The following is an 18321-nucleotide window of genomic DNA, read 5'->3' on the forward strand; positions in this document are numbered from 1 at the left end:
TTTTTTATATAAAAATGTATAAAATACCCTTCTAGATTGAATAACTAAAGGGAGATGTTTTAATAAAATATATTGAGAGGTGAGAAAGGTGTATATACATACAGCAATTGAAGATTTAAAACTTAGAAAAGCAGAAGTAAAAGATATAGGAAGAATTTTAGAGCTTATAAAAGAAATTGCTATTTATGAGAAAATGCTAGAAGAAGTTATAGCAACAGAAGATAGTTTGAAAAAATCAATTTTTGAGAATAAAGAGGCGACTGTTCTTTTAATTGAAGAAAAGGCAGTAGTAATAGGATATGTGATATACTTTTTTAATTATTCAACATTTGTTGGGAAAAAAGGATTTTATTTAGAGGATATGTATATAAAAAAAGAATATAGAGAAAAGGGCTATGGAAAAGAAATATTTAAAATAATGGGAAGTATTGCATACGAGGAAGAATGTGAGAGAATGGAGTGGATTTGCTTAGATTGGAATACTCCATCAATAAATTTCTATAAAAGCTTAGGAGCAGAAGCTATGAGCCAATGGACAATATATAGATTAACAAGAGAAAAAATAAAAAAGTTATCTGAAGGATAATGAAAAAGAATCTTTAGAAAAATAGAAGATAAATTCTATTTAGTGTGTCTAAGGATTCTTTTTTTATATATAAGAAAGTATAAAATTTAGTGCAATGAATAAGTCAAAAGCTTATCTTGAAATAAAGTTTTTGAATTAAAAAAGATTAGCAAGAAATAAATAATTGAATATACTATTACTAATATTTTTATCGCTTTAATTAGATAAAGCAAAAAGGGGGGAATTATGAGAAATAAAAATGTAATACCAGATGGAACTAGAGATTTAATTTTTGAAGAGAGTAAAAAAAGAGAATATATAATTAAAAACTTAGAAAAAACATATAAGAGTTTTGGATATAGAAGTATTGTCACACCAACAATAGAGTACTATAAAACTTTTTTTAATGAAATAGAAGGACTTAGAGAGGAAGAAGTATATAAATTTTTCGATAATAGTGGAAGGATTTTAGTGTTAAGACCAGATATGACAATTCCTATAAGCAGAGTTGTAAAAGCTAAAATGAGAGATGTGGAATTACCAATAAGGCTTAGGTATACATCAAATATTTTCAATGTAAATAAAAGCTTAGGTGGAAAGAGAAATGAATATATTGATTGTGGAATTGAATTTATAGGTGAATCAAGTTTAGGAAGTGATATAGAAGTTTTAACACTTGCACTAGAGGGGATTAAAAGTGTTGGAGTAAAAAAATTTAAGCTAGAAATAGGAAATATAAACTTCTTTAATTCAATTTCAGAGGAAATAAATTTAAAAGGAGAAGAAAGAGAAAAGTTAGCAAAATTAATTGAAAGTAAAAGTCTTATTGAGCTTAAGGAGTTTTTAGATTTATTGGGAATAGAAGAAAAATATAAAAAGTTTTTAAATAATATTCTATGGTTATTTGGTGATGAAAAGATATTAGATAAAGCATTAAAATATTCATTTAATGAAGATATTACTCAAAGTTTAAATTATATGAAAAAAGTATATTCTATTTTAGAAAGTCTTGGATATAAAGAAAATATTTCTTTTGATTTAGGGATGGTTCCTAGAGTAAATTATTATACTGGAATTATTTTTAAAGGATATATAGATGGTGTAGGAGATACAGTTTTAAGTGGGGGAAGATATGATAATTTAATAAAAAAGGGGAAAGAAAAAATCCATGCAATAGGATTTTCAATAAATGTAGATTTACTAACAGAACTCCCTTTAGAAAATGTAGAAGAAAAGAAAATGATAATTACTTATAGGGAAGAAGATATATTAAAAGGAATACGAGAGGGGGAAAGATTAAGAAGAGAAGGGTTTATAACAGAATTGAAATTTTTAAAAGGGATAAAAAAGGGAGAGGGGGAAAATAGATGATAAGTGTAGCACTTACTAAAGGTCGTTTAGAAAAAGAGACTCTTGGAATTTTAAAGGAAATAGGTTGTGGATTAGAAGAGTTTGATAATAAGGGAAGAAAATTAGTATTTAATGATACAAAAGAAGAAATAAAGTATTTTTTAGTTAAGGGACCAGATTCAATTACTTATGTTGAAAATGGTGTTGCTGATATTGGAGTAGTTGGAAAGGATACTCTTTTAGAAAGTGAAAAAGAATATTTTGAAGTTTTAGATTTAGAGTTTGGAAAATGCAAATTTATTCTTGCATCATTACCAGAGAATAGATTGTTTGAAAAAGTTGGACATATAAAAATAGGAACAAAATATCCTAAGGTCACTAAAGAATACTTTAAAACAAGAGGAATGGATGTTGAAATAATAAAAATAGAAGGATCTGTAGAGATTGCACCTATATTAGGGCTTTGCGATGGTGTCGTAGATATTATGGAGACAGGAACTACTCTTCGTGAAAATGGACTGATAGTATTAGATGAAATTTGTAGTATAAGCGCACGAATAATAGTGAATAAAGCTAGTTTTAAAATAAAGGGAGATGAAATAAAAAATCTTCTTCTTAAAATCAAAAAATTTCAAAAAAAAGAGATTATAGATAAGATAAATTATTCATCAGAGAATAAAGAAAAAATTTTAGAAGTTTTAAAAAATAGAAAAGATAGTGAGGATGGAGAAAAGTTAGAAACGGTTAAGAAAATTTTAGAGAAAGTAAAGGAAATAGGGGATGAGGCTGTACAGTTATATACCCAAAAATTTGATACAGAGCTAACTAAAAAAAGTAACTTTAAAGTAGAAATAGAGGAAATAGATGAGGCTTATAGGAGAGTAAGTAAGGAATTTATAGAAAATATAAAAAGAGCAAAAAGAAATATAGAAGAATATCATAATCTTCAAAATTATGAAGGTTATGAGTTAAAAAGAAATAATGGAGTAATTTTAGGCCAAAGAGTATTACCTATTGAAAGAGTAGGAGTATATGTACCAGGGGGAACGGCAGCATATCCATCTACGGTATTAATGAATGTTATACCAGCAAAGATAGCAGGGGTAAAAGAGATAATAATGATAACACCTCCTGATAAAAAAGGAAATATAAATCCATATATAGCGGTAACAGCCCATATTTTAGGAGTAGATAAAATCTATAAAGTAGGTGGAGCACAAGGAATTGGAGCTTTAGCATATGGAACTGAAACTATAGAAAGAGTCCATAAAATTGTAGGGCCAGGAAATACATTTGTAGCCTTAGCGAAAAGAGAAGTTTTTGGAGAAGTAGATATTGATATGATAGCTGGACCGAGTGAAGTTTTAATTATAGGTGATGAAAATACAAATCCCAAATATGTAGCAGCAGATTTAATGTCTCAAGCAGAACATGATATTTTAGCATCGGCTGTGTTAGTTACAACTTCACAGAAGCTAGCAGATATGGTTATAGAAGAAATAAATAATCAGATAGTAGATTTAAGTAGAGGAGAGATTATCAAGGAAGCTTTAAAGAATTATGGGAAAATAATACTGTGTAAAACTTTAGAAGAATGTTTTGAAGTTTCAAACCATATAGCACCAGAGCATTTAGAAATTCTTTTAGATAATCCAGAGATATATTTGAATAAAATAAAAAATGCAGGATCAGTATTTTTAGGAGAATATTCACCAGAACCAGTAGGAGATTATTTTGGTGGAACAAATCATGTATTACCTACTAGCGGAACAGCAAAATTTTCTTCTCCTTTGTCAGTAGATAGCTTCATAAAGAAAAGCTCATATATTTATTATTCAAAAGAAGCATTAATAGAAGATGGTAAAAGGATTATAGAAATAGCAAATGTAGAGGGGTTAACAGCGCATGGCAATTCTATAAAAGTGAGGTTAGATTATGAAAGAAATAAAGGAGTATAAGGTAGAGGAAGATAAAAAGGGTACAAAGATAAATGGAAATGAAAGCTTTTATGATATAGGGAAAGAAATAATTGAAGAATTTAAAAAAATTATAGAAACTATAGATTTCAATAGATATCCAGAAAATACAGGAAGAGAGTTAAGAGAAAAATATGGAGAATATGTAGGAGTAGATAGTGAAAATATCATAGTAGGGAATGGATCTGATGAAGTTATACATTTAGTTATTAGAGCATTTATAAGTAAAGGGAAAAAGATTTTAACTTTATCACCAGATTTTTCAATGTATGATTTTTATGTAGAAGGAAATCAAGGGGAATTAATAAAGTTTAAGACTAATGAGGATGGAAGTTTTAATACAGAAGAATTTATTTTATTTGGAAAAAAAAATAAAGTAGATTTAGTGCTGTTTTCAAATCCTAATAATCCAACAGGGTTTGGGAAAAATCGAGAAGAAATAATAAAAATAATGGCAGGGTTTAAGGATATTATAGTTTTAATAGATGAGGCATATATAGAATTTTTTGATGAGTCAGTAGTAAATAAAGTTGAGGAATATAAAAATTTATTAGTAACAAGAACCCTTTCAAAAGCTTTTTCAGGAGCAGCACTTAGAGTTGGATTTTTAATAGGAAATAAAAAAATAATTAAAAAGTTAAACAGGTTTAAGGTTCCTTTTAATGTAAATTCAATTTCACAAAGTTTTGCAATAGTATTATTAGATAGAAATAAAAGAATGGAAGAAATAAAAGAAATAGTTTTAAAAGAGAGAGAAAGAATATATATAGCTTTTAAAGATATAGAAGAATTGAGTAAAGGAAGAGTTAAGTTTTATAAATCAAATGGAAATTTTATATTTGGAAGAGGAGATAAAGGGTTTTTAGAAAGTTTTAAGAGCGAAGGAATACAAATAAGAAGTTTTACGAATGATACATTTAGAATAAGCATAGGAAGTAAAGAAGAAAATAATAGAGTAATAAATATTTTAAAGGAGTTTATTTTAAATGGTTAGAGAATCCACCTTAAAACGTAATACAAAAGAGACGAGCGTAAATATATATGTGAATCTAGATGGAGAAGGGTTATGTGATATAGATACAGAGATAGGTTTTTTTAATCATATGTTAGAACTATTAACTTTTCATAGTGAAATGGATTTAACTATAGATTGTGTAGGAGATATAGAAGTTTGTGATCATCATACCGTTGAAGATGTAGGAATAGTATTTGGACAAGCATTTAATAAAGCATTAGGAAATAAAGTTGGAATTGAAAGGTATGGAAGTTCGTATATTCCTATGGATGAAGCGTTAGCTAGAATCTGTTTAGATATAAGTAATAGACCATTTTTAGTATTTAAAGGAGATTTTAAAAGAGAAAAGATAGGAAAATTTTCTACGGAGATGGTAGAAGAGTTTTTTAGAGCATTTTCTTTTAATGCAGGGATAACTCTTCATATAGAAGTTCTTTATGGGGAAAATGATCATCATAAAATAGAAGCTATTTTCAAAGGAGTAGGAAGAGCCTTAAAAGTAGCTAAAAGTATAACAACTAGTAAATTGCAAAGTACAAAGGGGATTATATAAATGGAGAATATTATAGGAATAATAGATTATGGTATGGGCAATTTGAAAAGTGTTAAAAATGCATTAGATATATTAAATATAAAGAGCACAATTTCAAATGATGAGAATATTTTAAGAAAGTGTAGCAAATTGATTTTACCTGGTGTGGGAGCATTTAATGATGCTATGAAAAATTTAAAAGAAAAAGGGTTAGATGAATTTATTATTAAAGAAGGGAAAGAAAAAAAACAAATATTAGGGATTTGTTTGGGAATGCAATTATTATTTGAAGAAAGTTATGAAGGAACTAGAATGGATGGGCTAGGAATATTTAAGGGTTCAATAATTAAGTTAAATGATGAGGGGAGAAGGATTCCACATATAGGATGGAATAGTGGAAATATATATGGAAAACATTCAGTTTTAAGAGGAATAAAAAATAAAAGTTATTTTTACTATGTGCATTCTTATATAGCAAGTGAATATGAAAAAAAAGATTTAATAATAGAAGCTGATTATAAGGGAATTTCTATTCCAGGATTATTTAAAAAAGAAAATATAATAGGAGCACAGTTTCATCCAGAAAAAAGTGGGAATACAGGATTGAAATTTTTAAAAAACTTTAGTGAGGGGGAGTAGGATGGTTATATTACCAGCTATAGATATAATTGAGGGAAAACCAGTAAGGCTTTATAAGGGAGATTATAGTAAGAGAGAAATTGTTGCAAATAGTGTTTTAGAAACAGCAAAAGAGTTTAAGGCATTGGGAGCAAAATGGATACATTTAGTTGATTTAGATGGAGCAAAAGAAAAGATGCCTAAAAATATAGAGATGGTTTTAAAAGTAGTAAAAGAAGTAGAGATTCCTATAGAAATAGGTGGCGGAATAAGAAACTTAGAAACTATAAAAAAATATATAGATGGAGGAGTTCAAAGAGTAATTCTTGGCACGAGTGCAATTAAAGATGAAGAATTATTAAAAAGAGCTATAGAAATTTATGGAGATAAAATAGCCGTAGGAATAGATTGTATGAATGAATATATTTGTATAAATGGATGGCTTGAAAAAAGTGATGTTCATTATATAGAATTTGCTAAAAGACTTAAATCTATAGGAGTTAAAAATGTAATAGTAACAGATATTAGTAAAGATGGAACGTTAGAAGGCGTAAATACTTATATGTTACAAAGGCTTAAAGAAGAGGTGCAGATTGATATAACAGCATCAGGAGGCGTAAAAGATATTGAAGATATAAAAAAGCTTAAAGAATTAGGGGTTTATGGAGTTATAATGGGAAAAGCTCTTTATGCTAAAAAAATATCTTTAAGTGAAGCTTTAGATTTAGCTAAAGATTTATAAAAGTTATAGATAGGGGGAGAGAAGATGCATACTAAAAGGATAATACCTTGTTTAGATGTGAAAAATGGAGAGGTAGTTAAAGGTGTTAATTTTGTTTCTTTAAAAAAGGTAGGTAATCCAGTAGAATTAGCTAAATTTTATAATGACGAAGGAGCAGATGAAATAGTTTTTTTAGATATAACAGCTTCACATGAAGATAGAAAAATAATGAGAAAGGTTGTTGAGGATACAGCTAAAGAAATATTTATTCCATTTACAGTTGGTGGAGGAATAAAAAATATAGGAGATATAAAAGAAATTTTAAGGGCTGGTGCAGACAAAATAAGTTTAAATTCTGCTGCTATTAAGAATAAAGAACTTATACGAGAAGGAGCTAGAATATTTGGAAGCCAGTGTATAGTTGTAGCTATCGATGGAAAAAGACGAGGAAAAGATAGTGGATGGAATGTTTATATTCACGGGGGAAGAAAAGATACGGGCATAGATTTAATAGAATGGGTAAAAGAAGTAACAAAACTTGGATGTGGCGAAATATTATTAACATCAATGGATGCTGATGGAACAAAAAAAGGTTTTGACATAAAAATGTTAAAAGAGGTTAGAAAAAATACTAATGTTCCAGTTATTGCATCAGGAGGCTGTGGAAGAGTAGAAGATTTTTATGAAGCTTTTGAAGAAGATATAAGTGATGCAGCTCTTGCAGCTTCTCTTTTTCACTATGGAGAATTAAGAATAAAAGATGTAAAGAAATATTTGAAAGAAAGAAATGTAGAAGTCAGACTTTGAAATAGGGAGAAATAGATTGAATATAGAAAAAATATTAAAAACATTGGATTTTAATAAAGGAGATGGACTTATTCCAGCAATAGTACAAGATTATAATAGTAAGGAAGTTCTAATGCTTGCATATATAAATAAAGAGAGTCTTAAAAAAACGTTAGAAACTGGAGAATGTCATTATTACAGTAGGAGTAGAAGGGAACTTTGGCATAAGGGGAAAACATCAGGAAATATCCAGAAAGTGAAAGATATAAAAATAGATTGTGATAATGATACAATTCTATTTTTAGTAAAACAAAAAGGAGTAGCTTGTCATACTGGAGAAGTAAGTTGTTTTTATAGAAATATTGAAGAGGTATAAAGGGAAGAGAGGATAAAATTAATGGATAATATAATAAAGGACCTATATAAAGTAATTGAAGAAAGAAAGATATTAGCAGATGAAAATTCATATACTGCATATCTTCTTAAAAAGGGAAATGAAAAAATTCTTAAAAAGGTTGGAGAAGAAACAACGGAATTAGTGATAGCAACAATGAAAGATGATAAAGAAGAACAAGTATTAGAAATGTGTGATTTAATATATCATCTATTAGTTCTATGTAATAATAATGGAATTGAACTTTTAGATATAGAAAATGAATTAAAGAGAAGAACATTAAAGTTGAATAATTTTAAAGGGGAAAGAAAAGAAGTAAAGGAATTAAGATAAGTTATAAGATAAAATGTTTCAAAGTATTTTACAGGATAAAAAATATATAATTTATGATAACTAATAAGAATATAACTGGAAATAATTTTTCCAGTTATATTCTTATTTTCTTTGAATTTGAAGATTTAAAATTAGTGACATCCACCGCCACATGATCCACATCCGCCAGCTTCATCAGAATTTTTAGGAGAAAGTTTTAAACCTCTACCATTGTTTTCTTCAGAAGAAAGGATAGTGAAACCACCATATTGATTTAATAAATCTTTGCTAACTATAAAAGTTATATCTCCATGAACTGAAGATTGGTCATTATCAGATTGTTCATCCAGAACAATATTAAATACTGGGCCGCCTCAGCCAACACCTGCTAAATTAATTCTTACATTGTAATTTTCAACTTTGTTTTCATCTAAAAAAGCTTTAAATTCTTGTAAAGCTTCGTTACTTATAGTCATAAAACTCATAACTACAACTCCTTTCATATTTATATATAGGATTTATCCCATAAAAATAGTATAGCTAATATATAGAAATTAAATACTATATATTAGCTATACAAATAAATTTAAAATTTAAAATTTAAAATTTTAATTAGTGGCATCCACCACCGCATGATCCGCATCCACCAGCTGGTGCAATAACAGGTTTAAGAGTTAAACCATTTCCGTTATTTTCATCTGATGAAAGAATATTGAATCCACCGAATTCATCAACAAGTCTTTTTTCAACAACAAAAGTTATATCATTTACTACTTCAGTAACATCATCAGTTGATGCTTCATCTACAGTTATGTTAAAAACAGGACCGCTGCAAGCCATTCCACCTAAGTTTATTCTTATGTTATAGCTTTCAACTTTATTTTCATCTAAAAATTCTTTAAATTCTTTGTAAGCTTCTTCGCTTATAGTAACGTTTTTCATATTATATGTCTCCTAACTAAACTTATTTTATGAAATGATTATAACATAAATTAAAGTAAAGTAAAATACTCTGAATTGAAAATTTTTATAAACAAATTTTAGAAAGATTTTGTAAAATAAAAGGAAATACAATAAATAGGTAGAATTTATATTTATAAATGATAATTTTATGATATTATATATTATATTAAAAAGGTTAGAAAGGATGGTTTATGTGAAACCATATAACAGAAAATTTTTACTAGAAAAGATAGTAGAGTATAACAAAATTATAAAAGTAAATGAAATTGGAAATCATAAAATAGTTCTTAATAGAAATGCAAGTAAAACCTTAGTAGGTTATGGATATGAAAAAGAAAATGATTTAGATATAGAGACACTAAAATTATACAATAAGGAAGAATTAATCATGGAACTTTCAGCAAGAGAAGTGGAAGGAACTTATTGTATAATAAAAAAAGCTAGAGGCAGAGTTGGAATAATAGGATTAGGACTTGGATATGTAGCAATGGAAATTGCTAAAAAGAAAAATGTCAAAGAAGTTATTGTTTATGAAAAAGAAAAAGATGTTATTCAATTGTTTGAAAAAAACTTTGGAAAACAAAGAAAAATAAAAATAATTCATGGAAATGGATTTGAAGCTAAGAAAGATAAGTTTGATTATTTTTACACAGATATATATGGATATGAATTATCAGAAAGGATTGTTTCTGATTATAAGCAATTAATGAACTTACATCAAATAAAAGAATATGTATTTTGTGGTGTAGAACATTTCTTATTAAGTGCGACATATGAAGAAATAATTTGGGTATTTATTCCTGAACTTTGGATGGAAATGAGTAAAAGAATTTTTGCAGCACTTCAAGAGACCGATAGTTTAAAAAATTATAAAAAGTTAAATGAAGAACTAGTAAGCAAAGTATTATCAGATTTTAAAGTGGTTTTAAATGAAGGTGAAGCTTAATATAACTGAAAATATAACAAAGTAAAATAAGAGTTGGCTTAGGCCAACTTTTTTTATAAAAATAAAAAGAGTTTAAGGAAAAAAGCAGAACTTATAAGTTATAATGAAAAGAAAAAGTAAAATAATGGAGGAGTTGTTATGAAAATAAATAAAAGAATTGAAAGACTAAGAAAAGAAATGGTTGAGAATAGTATTGATTATTATATTATCCCAAGTGAAGATGCGCATCAAAGTGAATATGTTCCGGAATATTATAGAGGAAGAGCATATATATCAGGATTTACAGGATCAGCAGGAACTTTATTATTAGGAAGAGAAAAAGGAATTTTATGGACTGATGGAAGATATTTTATCCAAGCAGAAAAAGAATTAGAGGGATCAGGCATAGAAATGTTTAAAATGAGAATTCCAGGTTGGCCAACTCTTTTAGAATGGCTTACTGATAATATTAAAGAAGGAGAAACTATTGGGTTTGATGGAAAAACTATATCAGTAGAAGAATTTAAAGGGTATTCAAAGCTTGCAGAAGAAAAACTTTTAAAAATAAAATTAGAAAAAGATTTATTAGAAAAAGTTTGGATAGATAGACCAGAACTTCCAAAAGAAAAAATATTTATTCATGAAGTAAAGTATGCAGGAAAAGGCAGAAAAGAAAAGATAAATGAAGTCAGAAATGAAATGAGTAAATTAGATGTAGATAGTTATATTATAGCTTCATTAGATGATATTGCATGGTTGTTTAACTTAAGAGGTAATGATGTTAAAAATAATCCTGTATTTTTAAGTTATGCAATTGTAGAAAGCGATAGAGTAACTTTATTTATAGATTTAGATAAAGTAGACAATAGTGTAAGAAAGACTTTAGAAGAAGATGAAATAACTTTAAAAGATTATAATGATATTTTAGAAGATGTAAGAAATCTTCAAGGAAAAGTTTTAATAGATGAAAATAAGGTTAGTGCTATGGTAAGGACTAACTTGTTAGATGAAGTTGAAGTTATAGAAAAATTAAATATAACAACTACATTAAAAGCGATTAAAAATGATATTGAAATAGAAAATTTAAAAAAGTGTCAAGTAAAAGATGGTATTGCTATGGTTAAGTTTATGAAATGGCTTAAAGAAAATATAGTAAAAGGTTCTATATCTGAAATAAGTGCTGCTGAAAAAATAAAAGAATTTAGAAGTGAATTAGCCTTGTTTAAAGGAACTAGTTTTGATTCTATTTGTGCACATAAAGAGCATGGGGCTATGATGCATTATTCAGCTACTAAAGACAGTAATTACAATTTAGAAAGTAAAGGGTTTTTATTATTAGATTCTGGAGGACAATATTTAGATGGAACTACAGATATAACTAGAACATTTATACTTGGGGACTTAACTGAAGAAGAAAGAAAAGATTTTACTTTAGTTTTAAAAAGTCATATAAATCTTTTAAGAACTAGATTTTTAAAAGGTATATCAGGTTCAAACTTAGATATTAAAGCAAGACAGCCTCTGTGGGATGAAGGAATAGATTATAAATGTGGAACAGGACATGGAGTAGGATTTTTCTTAAATGTGCATGAAGGGCCTCAAAGTATAAGTCCAGTTCCAAATAAAGTAGCCTTAGAGCCTGGAATGATATTAACTAATGAACCAGGTGTATATAGAAAAGGAAAGCATGGAATAAGAACAGAAAATACTATGCTTGTAGTTAAAGATATAAAAGATGAAGAGTTTGGAGAATTTTATAAATTCCAGGTTATATCATATTGTCCAATTGATTTAGATGGAATAGATAAAGAATTATTAAGCAAGGAAGAAAGAAATTGGCTAAATGAATATCATAAAGAAACTTATGATAAAATAAGTGAATTTTTAACAGAAGATGAAAAAGAATTCTTAAAAAAGTATACAAAAGCTTTATAAGACTGCACATAAAATTTTTATAAATCCTAAAACTAATTCTAGAAAAGTAATTTGCTAGGAGGGATTTAGGAGTATGAAAGTAACTAATAAAGAAGAACTATTAGAGAGAATGAGAAAATTAAGAATAGCTCAAAAAGAATTTGCTGAATTTTCACAAGAGAAAGTGGATAGAATCTTTAGGGCAGCAGCTATGGCTGCAAACAATAATAGAATAAAACTTGCAAAACTAGCAGTAGAGGAAAGTGGACTTGGCATAGTAGAAGATAAAGTTATCAAAAATCATTTTGCAGCTGAATATATTTATAATCAATATAAAGATATGAAAACATGTGGAATACTTGAAGAAGATAAAACTTTTGGAATTACTAAAGTAGCAGAACCAATAGGTGTAATAGCAGCTATAGTTCCTACAACAAATCCAACATCTACTGCTATTTTTAAAATATTGATAGCTTTAAAAACAAGGAATGCTATTATTTTATCACCACATCCAAGAGCAAAGGGAGCAACTATTGAAGCCGCTAAAATTTTATTAGAAGCAGCTGTGAAAGAAGGAGCTCCAAAGGGAATTATTGCATGGATAGATGAACCTTCAGTTGAGTTATCACAAACTGTTATGCAAGAAGCTGATATTATATTAGCAACTGGAGGGCCTGCAATGGTGAAGGCTGCTTATTCATCAGGAAAACCAGCAATAGGAGTTGGAGCAGGAAATACACCTGCAATAATTCATGATAGTGCACATATAAAGATGGCTGTAAATTCAATTCTTTTATCTAAAACTTTTGATAATGGAGTAATTTGTGCTTCAGAGCAAAGTATTATAGTTCTAGAGCCTATATATGAAGAAGTTAGAAAAGAACTTATGGAAAGAGGAGCTTACATATTAAATGATGAAGAAAAGGAAAAAGTAAGAGGAATTATTTTAAATGATAAAGGTGGTTTAAATTCAAGCATAGTAGGTCAATCAGCTTATAATATAGCAAAACTTGCAGGATTTGATATTCCAGAAGAAGCAAAAGTCCTTATAGGGGAAGTAGAATCAGTAGAGCTTGAAGAACCATTTTCTCATGAAAAATTATCTCCAATTTTAGCAATGTATAAAGCAAAAACATTCAGTGATGCATTAAAGAAAGCCGGAAGACTTATAGAGTTAGGTGGATTTGGTCATACGTCAGTTCTTTATATAGATAGAATAAAATGCAAAAAAGAAATTGAAGAATTTGGGGCAGCCATGAAAACAGCAAGAACTCTTGTAAATATGCCAGCTTCACAAGGAGCTATTGGAGATGTATTTAACTTTAAACTAGCACCATCTTTAACTCTTGGATGTGGTTCTTGGGGAGGAAATTCAGTTTCAGAAAATGTAGGACCTAAGCATCTTTTAAATATTAAAAATGTAGCTGAAAGGAGAGAAAATATGCTTTGGTTTAGAGTTCCTGAAAAAACATATTTCAAATATGGTTGTTTACCAACGGCGCTTAAAGAATTACAAGATATGGGTAAAAAAAGAGCATTCATTGTAACTGATAGTGTATTGTTTAATTTAGGATATACACATAAAGTAACAGAAGTTTTAGAGGAGTGTAAAATAGATTTTCAAATATTTACAGATGTTAAACCAGATCCAACTTTAGAGGATGCAGAAAATGGAACAAAACAAATGCTAACATTTAAACCAGATGTAATAATTGCAATTGGTGGAGGTTCTCCAATGGATGCAGCTAAAATTATGTGGGTACTATATGAGCATCCAGACGTTAGGTTTGATGATTTAGCTATGAGATTTATGGATATAAGAAAAAGAGTTTATAAATTCCCAGAGCTAGGTAAAAAAGCTATGATGGTTTCAATTCCAACATCGGCAGGAACAGGTTCAGAAGTAACGCCGTTTGCTGTAATAACAGATAATAAAACAGGAGTTAAATATCCATTAGCAGATTATGAGTTAACTCCAGATATGGCAATAGTTGATGCAGAACTTATGATGAGTATGCCAAAAGGATTAACAGGAGCCTCAGGAGTAGATGCATTAACTCATGCAATAGAAGCATATGTATCAGTTTTAGCATCAGAATTTACTAATGGATTAGCTTTAGAAGCAATAAGATTAATTTTTAAATACTTGCCTTTAGCTTATGAAAATGGGAATATAAATATAAAAGCAAGAGAAAAAATGGCTCATGCAGCATCTATGGCAGGAATGGCCTTTGCAAATTCATTTTTAGGAGTATGCCATTCAATGGCACATAAACTTGGAGCATTCCATCATATACCACATGGAGTTGCAAATGCACTTTTAATAAATGAAACAATAAGATTTAATGCAACAGACTCGCCAAGAAAGCAAGCAGCATTTCCACAATATAAATATCCAAATGCAAAATGGAGATATGCAAGAATCGCTGATTATTTAAATTTAGGTGGAAAAGATGAAGATGAAAAAATAGAAAGACTTATAAATGAGATTGAAAAGTTGAAGGAAAAGGTAAATATGCCAAAAACTATTCATGAAGCAGGTGTTACAGAAGGACAATTCTATGGAACACTAGATGAAATGGTTGAGCAGGCATTTGATGATCAATGTACAGGAGCAAATCCAAGATATCCACTTATGAGTGAAATAAAGCAAATGTATACTAATGTATTTGATAAATAGAAAACATTTTAAGAGAAACATAATGAAGGTACTTTTAGTACCTTCTTTTTTTGAGTATTAAATACAGAAAATTGTGGTAAAATATCATCAAATAAAGTATTCAAGGAGGAAGAGATGTTAAAATTTTTAGGAAAAGGTAGTGCTTTTAATACAGAGGTTGGAAATACTAGTGCATATATTAAAAAAGGAAAATCAATGATACTTATTGATTGTGGGGGAACTATATTTAGTGAATTAAAAAGAAGAAATCTTTTAGATTTTGAAAGCTTGTATATAATAATTACACATACTCATCCAGACCATGTAGGAAGTCTTGGAGATTTAATATTTTATTCTCATTATATAAAAGGAATAAAACCAAATATATATTTTCCACATAAAAAAACAATAGAAGATATGTTAACTTATGTAGGAGTATCAAAAGAATTTTTTAGCATTGAAAGTAGATATGTGAATTGGATTAAAGATGAGAATTTTGGAAATGTAGATGTTGAATTTTATAATACTAAACATGTTGTAGAAATTCCAGCCTATGGATTTATATTAAAAATAGATGGAAATAAATATTACTATAGCGGCGATACTAGTGAAGTGAATAAGGAGGCTACAGAACTTCTAGAAAAGTATGATAATGCTATAGTATATCATGAGGCTAGTTCTTTAAATGTACCTAAAAATCCACATACAAATATAGAAAAAATAAAAGAAGCATTTAAAAAAGAAGTTAGAAATAGAGTTTTTTTAATGCATTTAGATAGTAATTTAAAAGAAGAAGAGCTTAAACAGGAGGGATTTAAAATAGCAGAAATTGATGAATAAAAGGAAATTATAAACTAAAAAAAGCTACATGTGAATGTAGTTTTTTTATTTTTTTAAAATAAAGAGAAAAAAGTGAAATTTTTCCACAATTTTAAAATTTCTTCCACTATTTTTAGGTTTGTTTAAATAGTAAAATTTAATAGAACGTTTACATTGGGTGAAAGGGGTTTTAATTTATGAGAACGAAGTCAAAATTTAAAAAGAGGTTAAAGTATTTAGTGCCTGTTTTTTTATGCTTTGCTATAAATGCAAATTTAGTAGCTTGTAATAATGAAACAAAGGCAGCAGGGGGAAAAGCAACATATTCAATTACTAAAGAAGGAAATTCTGAAATAGTAATTCAAAGTATGCCAACATCATCACATTGGTTTCCAGAAGAATTATTGAAATGGGATATAAAAAATGATAAGAATGCAGAATTTAATAAAAGTGTTGTTCCGTTAGCAAAAAGAGTAGATAAAGAAAAGTTAACAGAATCTGTAGACACTCAAAACAAAGATATGAATGTAGTTGCAATATCGATTATGAATGGAAATACTAGTGGTAATCCATCTCATGGATCAAACAAATTTAATTCAAATACATTTTCTTATTGGCAATATATTGATAAGTTAGTTTACTGGGGAGGTTCTGGTGGAGAAGGTCTTATAGTGCCACCAAGTCCAGATGTTACAGATTCAGCTCATAAAAATGGAGTTCCTGTTTTAGGAACAGTATTTTTCCCAATGGCAGAGCACGGTGGAAAAATGGAGTGGCTTGACCAATTCTTAGCTAAGAATAAAGAAGGAAATTTTGAAATTATTGATAAACTTATAGAAGTAGCAACATCATATGGATTTGATGGATGGTTTATAAATCAAGAAACACAAGGAACAGAACAAGAACCATTAACAAAGAAACATGCAGATTTAATGCGAGAGTTTATAGCACAGTTTAAGCAAAAAGCTGGAGATAAACTAGAAATAATGTGGTATGATTCTATGACTAAAGATGGTGAGATGGATTGGCAAAATGCATTAACTGATAAAAATAATGTTTTCTTAGTAGATGGAGAAAATAAGGATATGGCAGATAGTATGTTCCTTAATTTCTGGTGGACTTATAAAAAGTTTGCATCACAAGAGTTATTAAAGAAATCTAAAGCTAATGCTGAAAAGCTAGGGATAAATCCATATGATCTTTATGCAGGAATAGATACTCAAGAAAATGGATCGGGAACACCTGTAAATTGGAGCTTATTTGAAGATAAAACAGGAAATCCATATACATCACTAGGGCTTTATTGTCCAAGTTGGACTTATTTTTCATCAAATGGAAATTTAGATGAATTCCAAGAAAAAGAAGCTAAATATTGGGTTAATGAGCATAAAAATCCTTCTATAAAAACAGATAATAAGGATAAAAACTGGAGAGGGATAAGCACATACTCTATTGAGCGTTCAGCAGTTACGAGTCTTCCATTTAAAACTAACTTTAATATGGGGAATGGATATAACTTCTTCATAGATGGAGAAAAGGTTTCAACATTAGATTGGAATAATAGAAGTATGGCAGATATAATGCCAACTTATAGATGGGTTATAGATAACGAAGGAAATAATAAATTAGAAGGAGCTATGGATTATTCAGAAGCATACTATGGTGGAAATAGTATTAAATTTACAGGTAATTTAGAAAAAGATAAAGGATCAATTATAAAATTATTTAGTGCGGATTTAGCAATAGAAGATAAAACAAATTTTGAAACAAAATTAAAATCAAGTTCAGAAGTATCAGTAGATTTAGTTTTAGATTTCTATGAAGGAGAACAAGAAATCATAAAAGGTGATAAAAAAGTAGGAACTGAATGGACAACTGTATCTTATGATATGAAAAAATTAAAAGGTAAAACTATTAAGACTATTTCTTACAAAGTATCTTCAGGAGAAGCAGTAACAGATTTAGTTCTTAACTTAGGAAATATTACTGTAGAAGTAAAAGATACATTTAAAAAAGTTGATGTTTCAGAAGCAAATTTAATTGATGCAACTTTTGAAGAAGATGCAATGTTTGCAGGAGCAAGACTTTCATTTAAAGGATCTTCAGATAATGATTTAAGTCATTATGAAATTTATAAATTAAATGGTGATAAAACTAAATCATTCTTAGGAGCTACACCAAATAATCATTTCTTTATTCATACATTAGAGAGAGAAAAAGATGTAGATAAAACTGAGTTTGAAATAGTTGCAGTAAGTAAAGAAGGACACAGAGGAGCTAGTAAAACAGTAGAAATGGAGTGGCCAAATAATAAAATTCCAAAGGCTGCATTTAAAGCATCTAAGACATTAGTAGAACCAAATGAAGAGATTACATTTGAAAGTACAAGCTCTTTAGTAACAGAAACTGTGGAATGGTCATTTCCAGGAGCAAAAGTAGAAAAAAGTAATGAAAAAGAAACTAAAATCTCTTATGAGAAAGAAGGAGTATATAAAGTTACTTTAAAGGCAAAAAATAGCGAAGGTGAAGATGAAAAAGTTATAGAAGATTTTATAACAGTTAAAAAAGGTGTTAATAAAAACTTAAATTTAGCTAACTTATCAAAAGGAGCAAAAGTAGAAGCAAGTAGCTTTGTAAATGACAATGAAGCACCTAAATTTGCACTAGATGGTAAAAAAGATACTAAGTGGTGTGCAACAGGAAAAGCACCACACTCTATAACAATAGATTTAGGTAGTGAAAAACTAGTAAGTGAAGTATTAATGTCACATG

17 protein-coding genes and 1 pseudogene are annotated in these 18321 nt (G+C 28.5%); 16 read left to right on the forward strand and 2 right to left on the reverse strand.

The genetic code is table 11. From position 1 onward, the window contains the following. The first annotated feature begins 88 nt into the window (after positions 1-88). The 11 genes and pseudogenes from Q0W06_RS05460 to hisE all read left to right on the forward strand — a co-directional run bounded on the left by Q0W06_RS05460 (position 89) and on the right by hisE (position 8290). Positions 89-586, forward strand: coding sequence for a GNAT family N-acetyltransferase (locus Q0W06_RS05460; protein WP_297632477.1), 498 nt, complete (start codon positions 89-91; stop codon positions 584-586). A 225-nt stretch (positions 587-811) separates the two neighbouring features. Then, on the forward strand, positions 812-1936 hold the full coding sequence (gene hisZ, locus Q0W06_RS05465) for an ATP phosphoribosyltransferase regulatory subunit (RefSeq protein WP_297632480.1): 1125 nt from the start codon (positions 812-814) through the stop codon (positions 1934-1936). Continuing rightward, a pseudogene (gene hisG / locus Q0W06_RS05470) lies at positions 1933-2529 on the forward strand (ATP phosphoribosyltransferase); the annotation flags it as partial. The gene hisZ and the pseudogene hisG, both read left to right, overlap by 4 nt. Positions 2530-2559: 30 nt before the next feature. Next, on the forward strand, positions 2560-3873 hold the full coding sequence (gene hisD, locus Q0W06_RS05475; RefSeq protein ID WP_297632512.1) for a histidinol dehydrogenase: 1314 nt from the start codon (positions 2560-2562) through the stop codon (positions 3871-3873). Then, positions 3851-4885 (forward strand): histidinol-phosphate transaminase, encoded by a 1035-nt coding sequence (gene hisC / locus Q0W06_RS05480; protein ID WP_297632483.1) that lies wholly within the window; start codon positions 3851-3853, stop codon positions 4883-4885. The genes hisD and hisC overlap by 23 nt, the downstream gene beginning before the upstream one ends. Next, positions 4878-5459, forward strand: coding sequence for an imidazoleglycerol-phosphate dehydratase HisB (hisB, locus tag Q0W06_RS05485; RefSeq protein WP_297632486.1), 582 nt, complete (start codon positions 4878-4880; stop codon positions 5457-5459). The genes hisC and hisB overlap by 8 nt, the downstream gene beginning before the upstream one ends. 9 nt (positions 5460-5468) lie before the next feature. Next, positions 5469-6077 (forward strand): imidazole glycerol phosphate synthase subunit HisH, encoded by a 609-nt coding sequence (hisH, locus tag Q0W06_RS05490; RefSeq protein WP_297632513.1) that lies wholly within the window; start codon positions 5469-5471, stop codon positions 6075-6077. A gap of 1 nt (position 6078) precedes the next feature. Further along, positions 6079-6798, forward strand: coding sequence for a 1-(5-phosphoribosyl)-5-[(5-phosphoribosylamino)methylideneamino]imidazole-4-carboxamide isomerase (gene hisA, locus Q0W06_RS05495; protein WP_297632489.1), 720 nt, complete (start codon positions 6079-6081; stop codon positions 6796-6798). A 24-nt stretch (positions 6799-6822) separates the two neighbouring features. Further along, positions 6823-7584: an imidazole glycerol phosphate synthase subunit HisF gene (hisF, locus tag Q0W06_RS05500; protein WP_297632491.1), complete on the forward strand. Its 762-nt coding sequence runs from the start codon at positions 6823-6825 to the stop codon at positions 7582-7584. 16 nt (positions 7585-7600) lie between these two features. Next, positions 7601-7939 carry a phosphoribosyl-AMP cyclohydrolase gene (gene hisI / locus Q0W06_RS05505; protein ID WP_297632493.1) on the forward strand — a complete coding sequence of 113 codons (339 nt, stop codon included), beginning with the start codon at positions 7601-7603 and terminating at the stop codon, positions 7937-7939. A 21-nt stretch (positions 7940-7960) separates the two neighbouring features. Next, complete coding sequence (gene hisE, locus Q0W06_RS05510; protein ID WP_297632494.1) at positions 7961-8290, forward strand: phosphoribosyl-ATP diphosphatase; 330 nt, start codon at positions 7961-7963, stop codon at positions 8288-8290. A 131-nt stretch (positions 8291-8421) separates the two neighbouring features. Here hisE and Q0W06_RS05515 read toward each other — a convergent pair whose 3' ends face one another. Beyond that, on the reverse strand, positions 8422-8754 hold the full coding sequence (locus Q0W06_RS05515) for a HesB-like protein (RefSeq protein ID WP_297632495.1): 333 nt from the start codon (positions 8752-8754) through the stop codon (positions 8422-8424). 127 nt (positions 8755-8881) lie between these two features. Then, positions 8882-9211, reverse strand: a complete 330-nt coding sequence (locus Q0W06_RS05520; protein ID WP_297632496.1) for a HesB-like protein — start codon at positions 9209-9211, stop codon at positions 8882-8884. A gap of 205 nt (positions 9212-9416) precedes the next feature. Between Q0W06_RS05520 and Q0W06_RS05525 the strand changes: the two genes are divergently transcribed. The 5 genes from Q0W06_RS05525 to Q0W06_RS05545 all read left to right on the forward strand — a co-directional run. Then, a complete protein-coding gene (locus tag Q0W06_RS05525; protein WP_297632497.1) occupies positions 9417-10178 on the forward strand; it encodes a hypothetical protein in 762 nt (253 codons plus the stop codon). Positions 10179-10316: 138 nt separating this feature from the next. Further along, positions 10317-12092: an aminopeptidase P family protein gene (locus Q0W06_RS05530; RefSeq protein ID WP_297632499.1), complete on the forward strand. Its 1776-nt coding sequence runs from the start codon at positions 10317-10319 to the stop codon at positions 12090-12092. Positions 12093-12165: 73 nt separating this feature from the next. After that, a complete protein-coding gene (adhE, locus tag Q0W06_RS05535; protein ID WP_297632501.1) occupies positions 12166-14751 on the forward strand; it encodes a bifunctional acetaldehyde-CoA/alcohol dehydrogenase in 2586 nt (861 codons plus the stop codon). A gap of 114 nt (positions 14752-14865) precedes the next feature. Continuing rightward, positions 14866-15570: an MBL fold metallo-hydrolase gene (locus Q0W06_RS05540; RefSeq protein ID WP_297632503.1), complete on the forward strand. Its 705-nt coding sequence runs from the start codon at positions 14866-14868 to the stop codon at positions 15568-15570. A 176-nt stretch (positions 15571-15746) separates the two neighbouring features. Beyond that, positions 15747-18321, forward strand: a 2575-nt coding sequence (locus Q0W06_RS05545) for a PKD domain-containing protein (protein WP_297632505.1), incomplete at its 3' end; no start/stop codon positions are given.

Source organism: uncultured Clostridium sp., from assembly GCF_947072515.1.
Lineage (GTDB): Bacteria > Bacillota > Clostridia > Clostridiales > Clostridiaceae > Clostridium.